11 protein-coding genes, 1 tRNA gene and 1 pseudogene are annotated in these 14,396 nt (G+C 70.0%); 7 read left to right on the top strand and 6 right to left on the bottom strand.

Annotated features, from left to right (window positions below):
* Positions 1-209: pseudogene (locus CKO28_RS22775) on the top strand (ATP-binding protein); the annotation flags it as partial.
* 168 nt (positions 210-377) lie between these two features.
* Here the strand turns inward: CKO28_RS22775 and CKO28_RS22770 are convergent.
* The 4 genes from CKO28_RS22770 to CKO28_RS22755 all read right to left on the bottom strand — a co-directional run bounded on the left by CKO28_RS22770 (position 378) and on the right by CKO28_RS22755 (position 5,591).
* Positions 378-2,399 carry a DUF6538 domain-containing protein gene (locus tag CKO28_RS22770; protein ID WP_200343192.1) on the bottom strand — a complete coding sequence of 674 codons (2,022 nt, stop codon included), beginning with the start codon at positions 2,397-2,399 and terminating at the stop codon, positions 378-380.
* Positions 2,400-2,582: 183 nt separating this feature from the next.
* Positions 2,583-2,657, bottom strand: a tRNA-Gln gene (locus CKO28_RS22765).
* Between the two features lie 107 nt (positions 2,658-2,764).
* A complete protein-coding gene (locus CKO28_RS22760; RefSeq protein ID WP_200343191.1) occupies positions 2,765-3,658 on the bottom strand; it encodes a 4-(cytidine 5'-diphospho)-2-C-methyl-D-erythritol kinase in 894 nt (297 codons plus the stop codon).
* Between the two features lie 172 nt (positions 3,659-3,830).
* Positions 3,831-5,591 (bottom strand): tetratricopeptide repeat protein, encoded by a 1,761-nt coding sequence (locus tag CKO28_RS22755; RefSeq protein WP_200343190.1) that lies wholly within the window; start codon positions 5,589-5,591, stop codon positions 3,831-3,833.
* 244 nt (positions 5,592-5,835) lie between these two features.
* Here CKO28_RS22755 and CKO28_RS22750 point away from each other — a divergent pair, with 244 nt between their 5' ends.
* From CKO28_RS22750 to CKO28_RS22735, 4 genes are all read left to right on the top strand, one after another.
* A complete protein-coding gene (locus CKO28_RS22750) occupies positions 5,836-6,891 on the top strand; it encodes a uracil-DNA glycosylase family protein (RefSeq protein ID WP_200343189.1) in 1,056 nt (351 codons plus the stop codon).
* A 395-nt stretch (positions 6,892-7,286) separates the two neighbouring features.
* A complete protein-coding gene (locus tag CKO28_RS29210) occupies positions 7,287-9,134 on the top strand; it encodes a transglycosylase SLT domain-containing protein (protein WP_200343188.1) in 1,848 nt (615 codons plus the stop codon).
* On the top strand, positions 9,131-9,673 hold the full coding sequence (moaB, locus tag CKO28_RS22740) for a molybdenum cofactor biosynthesis protein B (RefSeq protein ID WP_200343187.1): 543 nt from the start codon (positions 9,131-9,133) through the stop codon (positions 9,671-9,673). Before CKO28_RS29210 ends, moaB begins: the two co-directional genes overlap by 4 nt.
* 86 nt (positions 9,674-9,759) lie before the next feature.
* Positions 9,760-9,990 (top strand): hypothetical protein, encoded by a 231-nt coding sequence (locus tag CKO28_RS22735; RefSeq protein WP_200343186.1) that lies wholly within the window; start codon positions 9,760-9,762, stop codon positions 9,988-9,990.
* Between the two features lie 164 nt (positions 9,991-10,154).
* Here CKO28_RS22735 and CKO28_RS22730 read toward each other — a convergent pair whose 3' ends face one another.
* Complete coding sequence (locus CKO28_RS22730) at positions 10,155-11,351, bottom strand: aminotransferase class V-fold PLP-dependent enzyme (RefSeq protein WP_200343185.1); 1,197 nt, start codon at positions 11,349-11,351, stop codon at positions 10,155-10,157.
* Positions 11,352-11,684: 333 nt separating this feature from the next.
* On the opposite strand from CKO28_RS22730, the gene CKO28_RS22725 reads away from it, so the two are divergent.
* Complete coding sequence (locus tag CKO28_RS22725; RefSeq protein ID WP_200343184.1) at positions 11,685-12,305, top strand: response regulator transcription factor; 621 nt, start codon at positions 11,685-11,687, stop codon at positions 12,303-12,305.
* Positions 12,305-12,694 (top strand): hypothetical protein, encoded by a 390-nt coding sequence (locus CKO28_RS22720; RefSeq protein ID WP_200343183.1) that lies wholly within the window; start codon positions 12,305-12,307, stop codon positions 12,692-12,694. Before CKO28_RS22725 ends, CKO28_RS22720 begins: the two co-directional genes overlap by 1 nt.
* Positions 12,695-12,928: 234 nt before the next feature.
* On the opposite strand, the gene CKO28_RS22715 is transcribed toward CKO28_RS22720, so the two are convergent.
* A complete protein-coding gene (locus CKO28_RS22715; RefSeq protein WP_200343182.1) occupies positions 12,929-14,233 on the bottom strand; it encodes a class I SAM-dependent RNA methyltransferase in 1,305 nt (434 codons plus the stop codon).
* Positions 14,234-14,396 lie beyond the last annotated feature (163 nt).

Below are 14,396 nucleotides of genomic sequence, written 5' to 3'. Positions count from 1 at the left end.
CCAGTGTGCTGTTCGAGCTGATCGCAAGGCGCTACGAGACCCGTAGCCTCGCTGTGGCGGCCAACCAGCCGTTCAGCGCCTGGGAACAGATATTCCCCGACCGCGCCATGACGGTCGCGGCGATCGACCGGCTGGTCCACCATGCGACCATCCTCGAGCTGAACGTCGAGAGCTACCGTCGGCGGACCGCCGTCAGCCGCCGAACCGAGCCGGATGACGCCGCGTCAACCGACAGCGACAGCCTCGGCGACAACCAAACCGACAACAACCCAGAAGGAGGTGACGACACCAAAAGCTAAGCCCTCAACATCATCGATCCGCACCGGCCACGACCTTGTCGCTCAACCGGTCACGTTGCTTGACGCGCTACACAGCGCCTATAACACGACCTCGTCGGCAGCCGTCGGTTCGGATGCATCTGCTCTGTCCCGAAGCTTCACCACGGGTATCCCGTTGATCCTCTCAACCTCGATCCCGTAGTCAATAAGCTTGATATATTCGGCTTTCCGAGAAATCGAGTAGTCACGTTTCCGATACTTTCCTTCGGTGATGTCCTCGATACGGTGGCCCATCAGGCGCTTGCGGACATTCAACGGAACATCAGCATCGTCAAGGAATTCCTGAAAATCGCTGCGCAGCGAGTGGTAATCGTGCTGCGGATCGTAAAGCCCTTCGTCTTCGCGATAACGCGAAAACCGCTTCGTAAAGATCGAACTGAAGCGGCCGTCGGCCCCGTGGTCCAGCATCGGAAACAGCCAATGGGATCCTTCGGCGCGTCGCTGCTCGACGAGATCCAGGAAGCCAGCAGCAATAAGCACGGGGTGAATGGGTAGGACGCGCTCGGCAGCCTCGGTTTTGGCGTGCTGCCCGAGTCCCCGTTGGATCCGAATGACGGGAATGCCTTCCTCGACTCCAACATCTGTTTGCGGATCGATCTGCATCCACTCTTCCATGCGCGGTGCCTGGTGCGGACCCGCCAGGATCGACCAGAACATCGGGTCACCCAGCTCCTTGTTCGGGTCCGTCATGATGCTGCTGGTGAGCAACTTTTGCAGTTTTTCGCGACCCCAAGACATCCGCGCGCCCTTTTTCTGATCCCGGTTCTCAGCATCGTCCCGGACCTGACGGGGGATGTCCTCGAGATCCACCTGGAACGCCTGCGGGATATAGCCCTTCTTGTGGCACCACCGAAGAAAGCTATTGATCCGGCGGCGATGGTTCGTCAGGGACTGTATCGACGAGAGCCGCTCAATACGGGCTTCCAACGAGGCTCGGGCGATCTTCTTGCGGTCGGCGCCGTTCTCCTGCACACATTGGACGGCGGCTTCAATGGCTTCGGTTTCCTCGGCGTTCGTGCGGGCGACCTGCTCGCGCAGTCGCAGCTTTGTCTTCGAGCTCTTGCCATGTGTCACGGGCAGCTGAGTGATCAGGACGATCACATCGGCGACCGCGGCGCGTGACATCTCAGAGATCACCAGGTCATCGAGCCCGTCCTGGAGCAAGTCGACGGCCACACGGCAGTGACGTCGCATGCTTTTCCTTTGCTCGGCAATGAACATCTCTTTGACGTCGCTGATGCGCGGCCCTGCTCCGGGTGTACGGCCATCGACGGATCGGTGCGTCGGCGATCCACGCGACTCAGAGGCACGCGTCTCCGTCGTGGACGATCGATCGCGCTTCAAATTCAGGACGTTGTGGTTGTTCACAGCTGGGGTCTTTGCCGGGGCGGGCGCTGCCGACTGGCTCGGCTGCGCGGGTTCGCGCCGCATGGGAAGGCGCGCGCCGTCCAGCGGGCCGGAAACGGGCGCACTGAGGGATGAGCCGTTCGCGGCCACCGCCGAAACGCGGGTGTCCCTACTGTAAATGCCCTGTTCGCGGGCTTCGTTGATCTCGGTCGCGTCCATCAGTCCACGGGCAGCGCGGCGCCGCAGCACGGCCAGATCGGGCTCCGTCGCGACCTCCTGGACGGCTTCGATGGCTGGCGCGAGCTGGTCTTCCAGATCCCCGTAGACGTTGGTCCGCAACGCCTGCTGCAGGCGGGCGCGCTGACGCTGCTGGTCGAGGACGGCCTGCTGGATGTCGGCCTCGGTCCGCGGGCCCGCGAGCTCGCGCTCGCGCTCGCAGCGGTCGAGCTCGTCGCGGATCAGCTGTTGTACCAGCTGGTCGAAGGTCTGGTCTGAGATGGTCAATCCGGTCGACACGGCTCGCTCCAGCTCCTGGAAAGCGAGGTCGGTGATCACCCGCAGCCGGGCACCGCGGGCCGCCGCCTCCCCGACCATATGGGCTCGAGTTGAGACACGGATCTCCGAGGTCGAAAAAAGTTGGCGGAGGTTCTTCGGGATGCGCCGGCGCCACCAGTAGACGGCTTGCCGGCGGTACAGGTTGGGGGCCTTGGCCACGACTTGGCTCCTCGCGCACGCGAGGGCCGGTTTCGCCGGGATTCCCAGCGTGGGTGGCACGTTCCGAGCGCACACCCCAGTGGCACAGCCGTGTGGCACAGTCGCCGGGAATCGCGGAAAACCGCGGCCCTCGAGGGTTAACGGCTGGCGAGAAGCTTGGAATTTCAGGGGGTTATTCGGGCGTGGCTGGGGCGCCAGGATTCGAACCTGGGAATGCCGGTACCAAAAACCGGTGCCTTACCGCTTGGCTACGCCCCAGCAGGCGCGCCGCGGACATTAGCGCCGTCGCGGGGTGCTTTCAACCTGGGGAATCGGGCGGCGAGCGCCCCTTCTCCGCCGCGCGCCGGCGGGCGCGGCTTTCCCGATCAGCCGACCAGCCGGGCGGCGCGCAGCCACCAGGTCGGGCGGTCGGCCGCGAGTTGCGCGGCGGCGGCCTCGGCGCTCGCGGGCTCGGCGAACAGGCCGAAGCAGGTCGCGCCGCTGCCCGACATCCGCGCGATCAGGCAGCCGGGCCGGGCGGCCAGCACGCTCAGCACGTCGTCGATCTCCGGGCGCAGCCGCCGGGCGGGGCCTTCCAGGTCGTTGCCGTCGCGCGCCAGATAGTCGGCGAGCGCCCCCGCGTCGCGCGGCGGCGCGTCCCAGCGCGCGGCCGGGCCCGAGGTCTGCCCGCCGAGCGCCTTGAACACCGCCCCGGTCGCCAGTTCCACCCCCGGATTGGCGAGCACGACGTGCGCGTCCGGCAGGTGCGGCGCCGGGCCCAGCCGCTCGCCGATGCCGGACACGAAGGCGGCCGCGCCGTGCAGGCAGACCGGCACGTCGGCCCCCAGCTGCAGGCCGATCTCCGCCAGACGCGCCGGCCCCGGGTCGACGCCCCAGAGCGCGCACAGGGCGTGCAACGCGGCGGCCGCGTCCGCCGAGCCGCCGCCCAGGCCGCCCGCGACCGGCAGTTGCTTGTCGAGCACGATCCGCGCCCGCGCCGGCCGGCCGGTCGCCTGCGCCAGCGCCCGGGCGGCGCGCAGCACCAGGTTCTCGGTGCCGGGCTCCGCCGGCGCCGACGCGTCGGCGAGCGAGCGCGCATACGGCCCCACGATTTCCAGGCGAAGGTCGTCGGCGGCGTGGACCGTGACCAGGTCGCCCGCGTCGGCGAACGCGGTCAGGCCGTCCAGTTCGTGATAGCCGTCGGCGCGCTTGCCGGTCACGCGCAGGCTCAGGTTCACCTTGGCGCGCGCGTGGCGCTGGATGGCGGGGGGCTCGGGCATGCCTGGACACTCGGGGACGGACGTCGGGTTGACGGCGGACAGCCGTCGGACGGGAGGTCGGCGTCAGGACGCTGCGCCTTGGCTGGCACACCGTTCAGCTGTCTATCACCCTCCGATCAACGGGGACGCGCCAGTCCGCCAGCCGGCCGATCGGGCGTTCCGGACCCCCGCGCTATCCGTTGTCGTCGGCGTTCAGGCCGTCTTCCAGCTTGGCCTCGATGGTCTCGGCCTTGTCCGCGTCGGGGTCGAGCGAAAGCGCCCGCTGCCACTGGAAGCGCGCCTCCTGCTTGCGGCCGACCTTCCAGTAGGCGTCGCCCAGGTGGTCGTTGATCGTCGGGTCGGCCGGACGCAGCTCGACCGCGCGCTCCAGCTTTTCGACCGCTTTCGCGTACTTGCCCAGGCGGTAGTACACCCAACCCAGGCTGTCGACGATGTAGCCGTCCTCCGGGCGCAATTCGACCGCGCGGCGCAGCATGTCCTGCGCGCGCTCCAGGTTCTGCTTCTGCTCGACCCAGGAGTACGCCAGGTAATTCATCACGTAGGGCTGCTCGGGCTGCAGCTCCAGCGCCTGCTTGAAGCGCGCCTCGGCCGCCTCCCAGCGGTCGGTCCGCTCCAGCGCGATGCCGTGGAAATACAGCACCGTCCAGTGCCGCGTCTGCAGCTCGGGGATCCGTTCCAGGGCGCGCGCGTAGGCGGCTTCGGCGCGCTCGAAATTCTCGTCGGCCCGGTGCAGGTTGCCCAGCTGGTACAGCGGCTCGAACCGCTCGGGGAACGCCGCGGCCTGGGTTTCCAGGATGTCGATCGCTTCGTCCGGGCGGCCCAGCTCGTCCAGGCCGCCGGCGATGCGCAACTGGGCGATGTAGTGGTAGGGCGACGTCTCCGGTACGTCGCGGTAGACGTCGATCGCGGCTTCCGGCCGGTTCTGCGCCGACAGCACCTCGCCCAGCAGGATCCTGCCGATCGGGAAGTCCGGGCGCAGCCGCAGGGCCATCCGGTCGTAGACCAGGGCGAGGTCGCTGGCGCCTTCCTGGTTCAACAGGCCGGCCAGGTTGAACAGCGCCTCGGCCGCGCCCTCCGCCGCGCTGGAGACCAGCGGCGCGGGCGCGCTCTGGTCCAGGCGGTCGAGCGCGATCTCCATCACCGCGCTTTCCGGATTGCGCGCCATGTAGGCGCGGTAGACCGTGCGCGCCTGGTCCAGATCGCCCTGCCGGGCGTGGAAGTTGCCGAGCAGCCAGGCGAGCCGCAGCGACTGCGCCGCGCGGTCGGTGCCGATGGCGTCGAACGCCTCCGCCGCCGCACCGTCGCGGCCCGCGAGATCGTTGATCAGCGCTAGGTGCGCGCGGCGCAACGCCGCGAAGCCGTTCATCGGCTCCAAGGCGCGCAGCCGCTTCAGCGCGGCGTCGGTCTCGCCCAGGCCGACCTGCGTCCAGGCCGACAGCATCGGCTTGACCAGCGCGGCCAGGCCCTGGGCGGGAAGCTGCTCCAGCTGCTGCTGCGCGGCCTCGAAGTCGCGATCGCGCAGCGCCTCCACCGCGAGCAGGACGCGGGCGGGCCCGTGGCTCGGGTTGATCGCCAGCACCCGTTGGGCGAGCTCGCGGGCGCGGTCCATCCGCCCCTCGCCCGCGACCAGCATGAAGGTGTTGTGCAGCAGCCGCGGGTTCTGCGGATCCGCCGCTAGGGCCTGCGACATGTAGCGCGCCGCCGCGCCCAGGTCGCCCTGGCTGTTGGCGTAAATGCCGGCCAGATAGGCCCCGTAGGCGGTGCTGTTCTCCGCTGCCGCGGCCTCGCCGACCGGCTGGGCGGTGGCGATCCGCTGGCCGTTGCCGGCCTCCGCGATCGGGCGCTGGGCTTCGCTGGCGCAGCTTACGGTCAGCAGCGCGGCCAGACTGGCCGCCGCCATGCGGCCGGTTCGCTTGGCACTCGGCTGGGTCAAGACAACGATCTCCCGGGCCCTCCGCGTCGACGGGCGAAGCGTGACGCGGACGGCGTTAATGGCTCACTTGGCACGCTAGGTCGGTTGCGCGCGACGCCGCCGCGGACTTCCGGCGCGGCACGCGCACCGCCTGGCGGGATATGGGTTCGCGCCGCAGCGCAGTCTATCCCCAACCGCGCGCCCCGAACAACGCCAGCGCTGGACCTGCACGCGGGCCCGTCCGGGTGCTATATCTATGCCCGCCATGAGCCAACCCCCGAACGACACCGACCCGCCCGCCAACGGCGGCCCCGCAGCGCCGGCCCAGCCGCACGCCAGCGCCAGCGATCCGCGTGCCGCCGCGCGCGCGGCGCTGGACTGGCTGATCGTGGCCGGCGCCGATGAGGCGATCGGCGACGCGCCGGTCGACCGCTACGCCGCGGCAAAGGCAGCCAAGGCCGCGCGCGCCGCCCGCAGCATGCCGGCCACCGCCCCCAGCAGGCCGGAAACGCCGACCGTTTCAGCGCAGGAGACGCCGAGGCAGCCCGCCGCGCCGGCGGCGCCGGACCGGGAAACCCGCCAGCCGGCCGGGCACGGCGCCCCTGAACACACGCCGCAAGCCGGCACGGCCGGGCGCCGGAGCGGCGAAATGCCGCCGATCTGGCGGCCCAAGGGCGGCGAACTCAAGACCGCCGAGCAGACCCTGGCAAGCGCGCGAAAGTTAGCCGCGCAGGCGACCACGCTGGGCGCGCTGCGCGACGCGCTGGCGTCCTACGACGGCTGCGCGCTGAAGCAGACGGCGACCAATCTGGTGTTCGCCGACGGGGCACCCGAGGCGCGCGTGATGATCGTGGGCGAGGCCCCGGGCGCGGACGAGGACCGGCAGGGCAAGCCGTTCGTCGGCGTCTCCGGCCAGCTGCTCGACCGGATGCTGTCCTGGATCGGCTTTTCCCGGGCGGACAACGTCTACATCTCCAACGTCCTGTTCTGGCGCCCGCCCGGCAACCGCACGCCGACGGCCGCCGAGGTCGCGGCCTGCCTGCCGTTCGTCGAACGCCACATCGCGCTCAAGCAGCCGGACTACCTGATCCTGTCCGGCGGCAGTTCGGCGAAGACGCTGCTGGGTAAGACCGAAGGCGTGCTCAAGCTGCGCGGCCGCTGGTTCAGCTACCAGAACCCCGAGATGCCGACACCGGTGCCAGCCCTGGTCACGCTGCACCCGGCCTATCTGCTGCGCCAGCCCGCCGCCAAGCGCCAGGCTTGGCGCGACCTGCTATCGTTCAAGACCGCTTTCGACGCCGGCACCGACCCCACGATCTAGAGCAAGATGCTGCAAGGTGCTGCAAGGTGAAGCCACCTCTCAGCTGACTTTTGCCCTCTCTTCAAGCAGTTAGAGCAAAATTCAGGGTGAAGGTCGAGTCGACATTCAGCAATTCCGTCCGAACGCCGTCACCGGCCCATCTCCGAACACGCAGCGGCCGGCTGGGTTCGCGCCGGCCCCTCGCCGGCCGCGGGGCAAACGGCACGACCGCCCGGCCGATGCGACGACCGCGGCGATCCCGCCCTACATCGCTGAAAAACCATCAAAATCGTGGTGTTGGTCAAGCATATTAACTTTTTCCTAAAAGCATCGCGTGTTTTCTGGTCCTGTATAGCCCCGGCGATCTACCGGACGATTCCGGGCCGGAACGGGGACGACGACAAGGGGGGACTTGCGTGGCAGGCGGAACGAACAACGGGATCGCACGGCGCTTGATCGGGATCGGCCTGGGGCTCGCGCTGGCCGCCGGGCTGGCCGGTGGCGCCGCGCAGGCGGGCGCGCGGCTGGAGACGGCCGCCCTGCCCGATATTGCGCCCAGGGCCGCCCGCGACGTGGGCCTGCCGGCGGTGTTGAGCGCCAGCGACGTCGCGCTTTACCGCAAGATCTTCGCCGTCGGCGAACCCGGCGACTGGGCGGCGGCCGACCGCCTGATCGCGCAATTGGACGACGACCTCCTGCTCGGCCACGCGCTGGCGCAGCGCTACCTGCACCCCAGCGCGTACTGGACCCCATTCGCCGAATCGCGCGCCTGGATGGCCCGCTATGCCGACCATCCTCAGGCGCCCAGGATCCACAAGCTGGCGGTCGCCCGCCGGCCGGCCGGCGGCGGCCCGGTCCAGCCGCCCCGCTACCGACGGGCGGATCTGTCGGACGTCGGCGGCGGCTGGGTCCGCCAAGGCTATGTCTCGGACCGGGCGCGCACCGCCGAGGAGCGCCGGGCGGTCCGGCGCATCCTGGCCCAGGTGCGCCGCAACGTGCTGCGCACCCGCCTGTCGATCACCGAGGACTATCTGGCCCAGCCGCGCGTCCGCCGGCTGCTGGACACCGCCGAACGCGACGCGGCCCTCGCCCAGGTCGCCGCCGCCTGGCTGTACTACGGCCGCAGCGACCGGGCGGCCGTGCTGGCGCTGCCCGCCGCCCGGCAGTCCGGGGCCAAGGTGCCGCACGCGCAATGGGTCGCCGGGCTCGCGGCCTGGCGGACCGGCGACCTGGCGACAGCCGCGCACCACTTCCGGCGGCTCGCCGACAACCCCGCCGCCCGGCCGGAAATCCGCGCCGGCGGGGCGTACTGGACCGCCCGGGCCCTGTTGCGCCTGCGGCAGCCGGCGGAAGTCAGCACGTGGCTGCGCCGGGCGGCGGCGGAGCCGCGCACCTTCTACGGCCTGATCGCGCACGCCGCCCTCGGCATCGCCCCGCGCCTGGCGTTCGACCGGTCGGCGACCGCCGGCGCCACGGTGCGCCAGCAGGCGGCGCGGCCGGCGGTGCGCCGGGCGATCGGGCTGATGCAGGTGGGCCAGCGCGAACTGGCCCGGCGCGAGATCCTGGGCGTCGACGGCTGGGACCAGCCGGACACGGCGGCCGCGCTGCTGACGATCGCCGAGCGCGGCGGTCTGCCCGCGATGGCTTTGCGCCTGGGCACCCGGCTGGCGCGCGATCCCGACAACGGCTGGCCGGCGGCGACGGTCAACGCCGCGCTCTACCCGATCCCGCCGTGGCGGCCCGCGACCGGCTTCCGGATCGACCGGGCGCTGCTCTACGCCTTCATGCGCCAGGAAAGCGCGTTCGATCCCGACGCCCGGTCGGGGGCCGGCGCCCGCGGGCTGCTGCAGCTGATGCCGGCGACCGCGACCTATATCGCCCGGCGGGAGAATTTCCGCTACCAGGGGCGGCGCGAACTGCACCGGCCCGAGCTGAACCTGGACCTTGCGCAGCGCTACATCGGCTACCTCAGCGACTACGACTTCGTCGGCGATAACCTGTTCGCGATCGCGGCCGCCTACAACGGCGGACCGGGCAACCTGCTGAAGTGGCAGAAGCACACCGCAACGCAGGACCCGCTGCTGTTCATCGAGACCCTGCCGTCGCGCGAAACGCGGATGTTCGTGGAGCGGGTGCTGACCAACTTCTGGATCTACCGCCACCGGCTGGGGCAAGCGATCCCGTCGCTGCAAGCCATTGCCGCGGGCGGCTGGCCGCGCTACGAGTCGCTGGACACGAGGCCAGCCGAGGTCGCGCGGAAATGAGTGGGATCGACGAGAGCAAGCCCTTCCTGCCCGTCAACATCGCCGTCCTGACCGTCTCCGACAGCCGGTCGGCCGGTGACGACCGGTCCGGCGACACGCTGCAGCGGCTGATCGCGGAGGGCGGCCACAAGGTCGCCGACCGCCGGATCGTCCGGGACGAGACGGACGCGATCGTGGCGACGCTGCGCGGCTGGATCGACGATCCGCAGATCGACTGCGTGATCTCCACCGGCGGCACCGGGGTGACCGGCCGCGACGTCACGCCCGAGGCGTTCAAGCAGGTGTTCGACAAGGAGATCGAGGGCTTCGGCGAGCTGTTCCGCTGGATCTCCTTCCAGAAGGTCGGCACCTCGACGATCCAATCGCGCGCCCTTGGCGGCGTTGCCGGCCGAACCTATCTGTTTGCCCTGCCCGGCTCGACCGGGGCCTGCAAGGACGCCTGGAACGAGATCCTGCGCTACCAGCTGGACAGCCGGCACGGCCCCTGCAACTTCGTCGAACTGATGCCGCGCCTGCAGGAGCATCTGAAGGCGAGCTAGAGCAAGATGCTGCAAGGTGAAGCCACCTTTCAGCTGAATCTTGCTCTCCCTTCAAGCAGTTCATGGGTGGCCAGACGGGAGACGCCATGGCGCTCTCCGCGAGTTTCGTATTTTACAGCTGCCTGCTGCTGTCGATGGTGACGATCGAGCTGGCGCACGCCGCGCCGGCGTTCGGCCTGTGCACCGCGGCGTTTTTGTGGATCGCCTACCGCAACCTGCGTACGCCCGGCTGGCCCGCCTCCGGCGAAGTCTCGGCGGCGTCCATCATCGCGATCACCGTGCTTGCCAGCCTGCCGAGCGCGCTCGGCCTGGCCTGAGCCGCCACACGGGCCGACAAAAAAGCGCCCGCACGGGGGCGTGCCCCGTGCGGGCGGAGAGGCAGAGCCAGGGAGGGTGGCTCCGGCATGCCCGCGCATCCCGTCGGGATGGCGGCGGACGATCCGTATGCCTCAGCTCCGGAGTCGCCGACGGCGGTCGCGCCTCACTCCGCCGCGGCCCGGTCCGTCTGTCCGATCTCGACGCCGCGGTAGTACTCCTGCGCCGCGGCGACGCCGGAGCCGGGCTCGACCATGATGCCGCAATCGCGCATCGCCATCTCGGCGCCGGAGATCGCGGTCAGGAGCATCAGCTCGTTCATGTCGCCCAGGTGGCCGATCCGGAACAGCCGGCCCTTGACCTTGGTGAGCCCGCCGCCGATCGAAAGATTGTAGCGCTGGTAGGCGTGCCGGACGATCTCGGCGCTGTCGATGTGTTCGGGCACCAGGATCGCGCTCACCGTGTCGGAGTAGAGCTCCGGGCGCCGGGCGCACAGCTCCAGGCCCCAGGCGTGGACCGCACGGCGGACGCCCTCGGCGACCCGGTGATGGCGGGCGACCACGTTCTCCAGCCCCTCCTCCAGCAACATGTCGACCGCTTCCCGCAGGCCGTAGAGCAGCGTGGTCGCCGGGGTGTAGGGGAAGAAGCCCTGCGCGTTGAAGCGCATCTGGTCTTCGAAGGCGAAGTAGGTGCGCGGCAGCTGGGCCGTGTGGCGCATCTCCAGCGCCCGCTGGCTGACCGCGACGACGGCCAGACCCGTCGGCATCATCAGGCCCTTCTGCGAGCCGGTGACCGCGACGTCGACGCCCCACGCGTCCATCTGGAAGTCGATCGAAGCGATCGAGGACACGCCGTCGACCATCAACAGCGCCGGGTGGCCCGCGTCGTCCAGCGCCTTGCGCACGCCGGCGACGTCGCTGGTCACGCCGGTCGCGGTCTCGTTGTGGCAGACCAGGACCGCCTTGATCTCATGCCGGGTATCCGCCTTGAGGATCTCGGCGTACTGCTCGACCGGGACGCCCTCGCCCCAGGTGCAGTCGATCTGCTGAACGTCGAGGCCGAAACGCTGGCACATGTCGACCCAGAGCATGGAGAACTGGCCGAACACGGATGTCAGCACCTTATCGCCCGGCGACAGGGTGTTGGCGATCGCCGCCTCCCAGCCGCCGGTGCCGGAGCCGTTGAAGACGAACACCTCGCCGGTCTCGGTCTTGAAGATCCGCTTCAGATCCCGCAGCAGCGGCCGGACGAACTCCGGAAAGTCCGGCGCGCGCATGTCCTGCAGCCCACGATCGCAGGCCCGGCGGATCCGTTCGGGCATGTTGGTCGGGCCCGGAATGAACAGGTGGTTGTAGCCCGGCATCGGCGTTGCGCTCCCCTACCTTCTGATACCTTCTGAAACTGGTATGACCGTGTTACCACTCGTCCCGGCGTCGTAGTTTTCTGTTTGCGGCATCGCGCGACCGTGTTGCGTCAATCTGCGCGGCGAACGGCACGGCGCGCGATGAGATCGCAAACATGCGCGCCGGCCGAGCTAGGCGAAACACCCGTGCGGGTGGGCCGGAATACTTGGCCGGATAGGATTTGACCTACCCAATCGGGTAGCTGGTGCGGCAAACTGGCGGTCGGAACCAAAAAAGATCGCAAGTCCGCGCGGCCGCGCGGAAACGGGGCAGGTAACGAAGGCCGACAGGGCATGAACCTCGCGATCGAGATCGTCGTCTGCGACAAGAACCCCTGGGTGGTCTCGGGCCTGCGCGGCCTGTTCGAGTCGGATCCGCGCTTTGCGGTGGTGGCCGAGGTCGGCGACGGGCAGCGGTTCCTGGACCTGGTGCGCCAGCGTCGGTTCGATGTCGGCGTGACCGGCTGGGTGATGCCGGGGCTGGACGGGCGCGGCGTGCTGTCGGCCTTGCGTAATCTGGCCGACGCGCCGTCGGTGGTGGTCTACACCGGCGCGCTCGATCCCGACATCCCGCGCCAGGTGATGGCGCTGGGCGGGGCCGGCTTCTGCCCCAAGCGCGCCGAGCCGGAGCGGCTGTTGGAGGCGGTGGTCACGGTCGCGCACGGCAACATGGTGTTCCCGCGGATCGACCCGACCAAGCTGTACGACGATCCGATCAACCAGCTGACCGAACGCGAACTGCAGCTGCTGGCGGAACTGGCGGAAGGCGCGACCAACGCCGGGATCGCCCGGCGCATGGGGATTTCCGCCAACACCGTGAAGTTCCATCTGAAAAACCTGTACGACAAACTGGGCGTGCAGAACCGCGTCCAGGCGATCGCCACCTACGTCTCCAACCGCACACGGGCCCAGTGATGTTCGGCTTTTTCGGCACCGCGTTCGGCCGCTCCACCGAGTTGCAGACCCTGGATCAGGCGCTGGGCGACGTCGGCCTGCCCAAGCGCGCCCTGCCCGACGCGGTCAAGTATGCCGCGCTGCGTCAGATCAAGGAGGAGATGCCGGGCGGCAAGCTGCCCCCGGCCGCCTACGCCGACGCGGCGGAGCTGCTGGGCTACTGCGCGCTCGGCCGCGACGGCTTCCTGGACGCCAACGACCCGCGCCGCACCGAAGCGGCCGAGGCCCGGATCGAGACCGCCCTCCAGATGACCGAGAGCCTGGACGCCCGCCTCGTGCTGTTGACCCTGCACGCCGGCGTGATCCAGGCGAGCGTGGTGCACGCTTTCGATCTGGCGGTGGAGGAGTAGGCGCGCGCGGCGGCGTGGCCGGGCAGCCGTCAGACCCGCTTCGACACGACCCTGAAGCGCCTGCAAAGCGTGAAGATAATGGGGTAATTTCCTGGAAAACAAGAAGTCTCCCCTCTCCTCCACTGGGAGGAGAGGGTTAGGGAGAGGAGGTTGCCCGCGGCATCGGCGCGCGTGGTCCCTCCTCCCCTAGCCCCTCCTCCCAGTGGCGGCGGGGGATCAGGCGCGGCGCGCGCCTCAGTCGCGCGTGAATAACGCGGCCAGCTCGACGTGGCCGGACCACGGGAACTGGTCGATCGGGCGCACCTCCCGCAGCGAGAAGCCGCCGTCGACCAGAATGCGGGCGTCGCGACCGAAGGTGTTGGGATTGCACGACAGCGCCACCACCGTCTCGACCTCGCTGTCGGCCAGTTCCTGCGCCAGCTGTTTCGCCCCGGCCCGCGGCGGATCGAACACCACCGCCTCGAACGCGACCAGGTCGTCGGCCGGCGGCGGCTCGCTCGCCAGGTCGCGCACCTCGGCGGTGACTCGGCCCTGCAGGTCGTGCTTGCGCGCCGCCTGCCAAAGCGACGCCATCGCCGTTTCGGAGCCCTCGATCGCGTGCACCTTGGCGTGCCGGGCGAGCCGGAAGCTGAACGTGCCGATGCCGGCGTAGAAGTCGCCGATCGGGCCCGCCATGCCGTCCAGCCAGCCGGTCACCGCGTCGGCCAGCGCCCGCTCGCCTTCCGCGGTCGGCTGCAGGAAGGCGCCCGGCGCGGGCTCGACCCGCACGCCGGCGAACTCGACCACCGTCGGCCGGCGCATCGCCAGCGGTTCCGGCGCCTCGTCCCCGGCGCCGGTCGGCTGCCAGGACACGCGGGCCAGGTCGTGCTGCTCCGCGAGTGCCGCCAGCGCCTGGCGCGCCTGCAGCCCGGGCGCCTGCTTCGAGGTGATCAGCACGTCGATCCCGCTGTCGGCGTCCAGCAGCGCCACGTCGGCGGTCTCCTTGCCGGTCAGCATCGGCTGCAGCGCCCGGCGCAGGTCCGGCAGCAGCGCGACCAGCGACGGCCGCAGCACCTGGCAGGTCTCGATGCTCTCGACGCGATGGCTCTCCCGGCTGTGGAAGCCGAGCTGGGCGGTGCCCGCGGCGAGCTTCGCCGCCAGGGTGGTGCGCCGACGGGTGCGCGGCGGCACCGCCGTGAGCTCCGCGACCGGCGGCGCGTCGAAGCCGCGGCGCCGCAGCGCCTGCACCACCTGGCCATGTTTCCACGCCCGATACGGCGCAGCCGCCAGGTGCTGCACTGTGCAGCCGCCGCAGGGCCCGAAGTGCGGACAGCCAGGCTCGACCCGATCGGCGGACTCGGACAGAAGCTCGATCAGGTCGCCCTTGTAGCCGCCGGCCTTCTCGCCGGTCAGGCGCACCTGCACCTGCTCGCCCGGCAGCGTGAACGGGACGAACACCGGCCGGCCCTCGATCTCCCCGACGCCGTCGCCGCGCCCGCCCAGCTGGCCGATCTCGAGTTCGACCTGCCGGCCGCCGCCCTTGCGCGCCTTGCGCCGCATCGCCGCGCCTCCTTAAGCTTGGGAACTGTTCGATCCACGGTGCGCGAGCAGCTTAATCCCCTCGCCCTCGACGGCAGAGGGGGCCCGCGCCGCGTGAGCGGCGTGGGAGGGTGAGGGTGGGACTACCCGGCTGTCCGCCGAGGAGTCCCACCCTCACCCTGAC

Origin of the sequence: Rhodovibrio sodomensis, assembly GCF_016583645.1 — a bacterium.
Taxonomy (GTDB): Bacteria; Pseudomonadota; Alphaproteobacteria; order Kiloniellales; family Rhodovibrionaceae; genus Rhodovibrio; species Rhodovibrio sodomensis.
The sequence above is the reverse complement of the archived record's forward strand: the minus strand, read 5'-3'. Positions and strand labels throughout refer to the sequence as shown.

Excerpts from the sequence above, each read along its gene's own strand:
- CKO28_RS22760 (WP_200343191.1), bottom strand. The coding sequence starts at position 3,658 with ATGCCCGAGCCCCCCGCCATCCAGCGCCACGCGCGCGCCAAGGTGAAC.
- CKO28_RS22750 (WP_200343189.1), top strand. The coding sequence starts at position 5,836 with ATGAGCCAACCCCCGAACGACACCGACCCGCCCGCCAACGGCGGCCCC.
- moaB (WP_200343187.1), top strand. The coding sequence starts at position 9,131 with ATGAGTGGGATCGACGAGAGCAAGCCCTTCCTGCCCGTCAACATCGCC.
- CKO28_RS22735 (WP_200343186.1), top strand. The coding sequence starts at position 9,760 with ATGGCGCTCTCCGCGAGTTTCGTATTTTACAGCTGCCTGCTGCTGTCG.
- CKO28_RS22730 (WP_200343185.1), bottom strand. The coding sequence starts at position 11,351 with ATGCCGGGCTACAACCACCTGTTCATTCCGGGCCCGACCAACATGCCC.
- CKO28_RS22725 (WP_200343184.1), top strand. The coding sequence starts at position 11,685 with ATGAACCTCGCGATCGAGATCGTCGTCTGCGACAAGAACCCCTGGGTG.
- CKO28_RS22720 (WP_200343183.1), top strand. The coding sequence starts at position 12,305 with ATGTTCGGCTTTTTCGGCACCGCGTTCGGCCGCTCCACCGAGTTGCAG.
- CKO28_RS22715 (WP_200343182.1), bottom strand. The coding sequence starts at position 14,233 with ATGCGGCGCAAGGCGCGCAAGGGCGGCGGCCGGCAGGTCGAACTCGAG.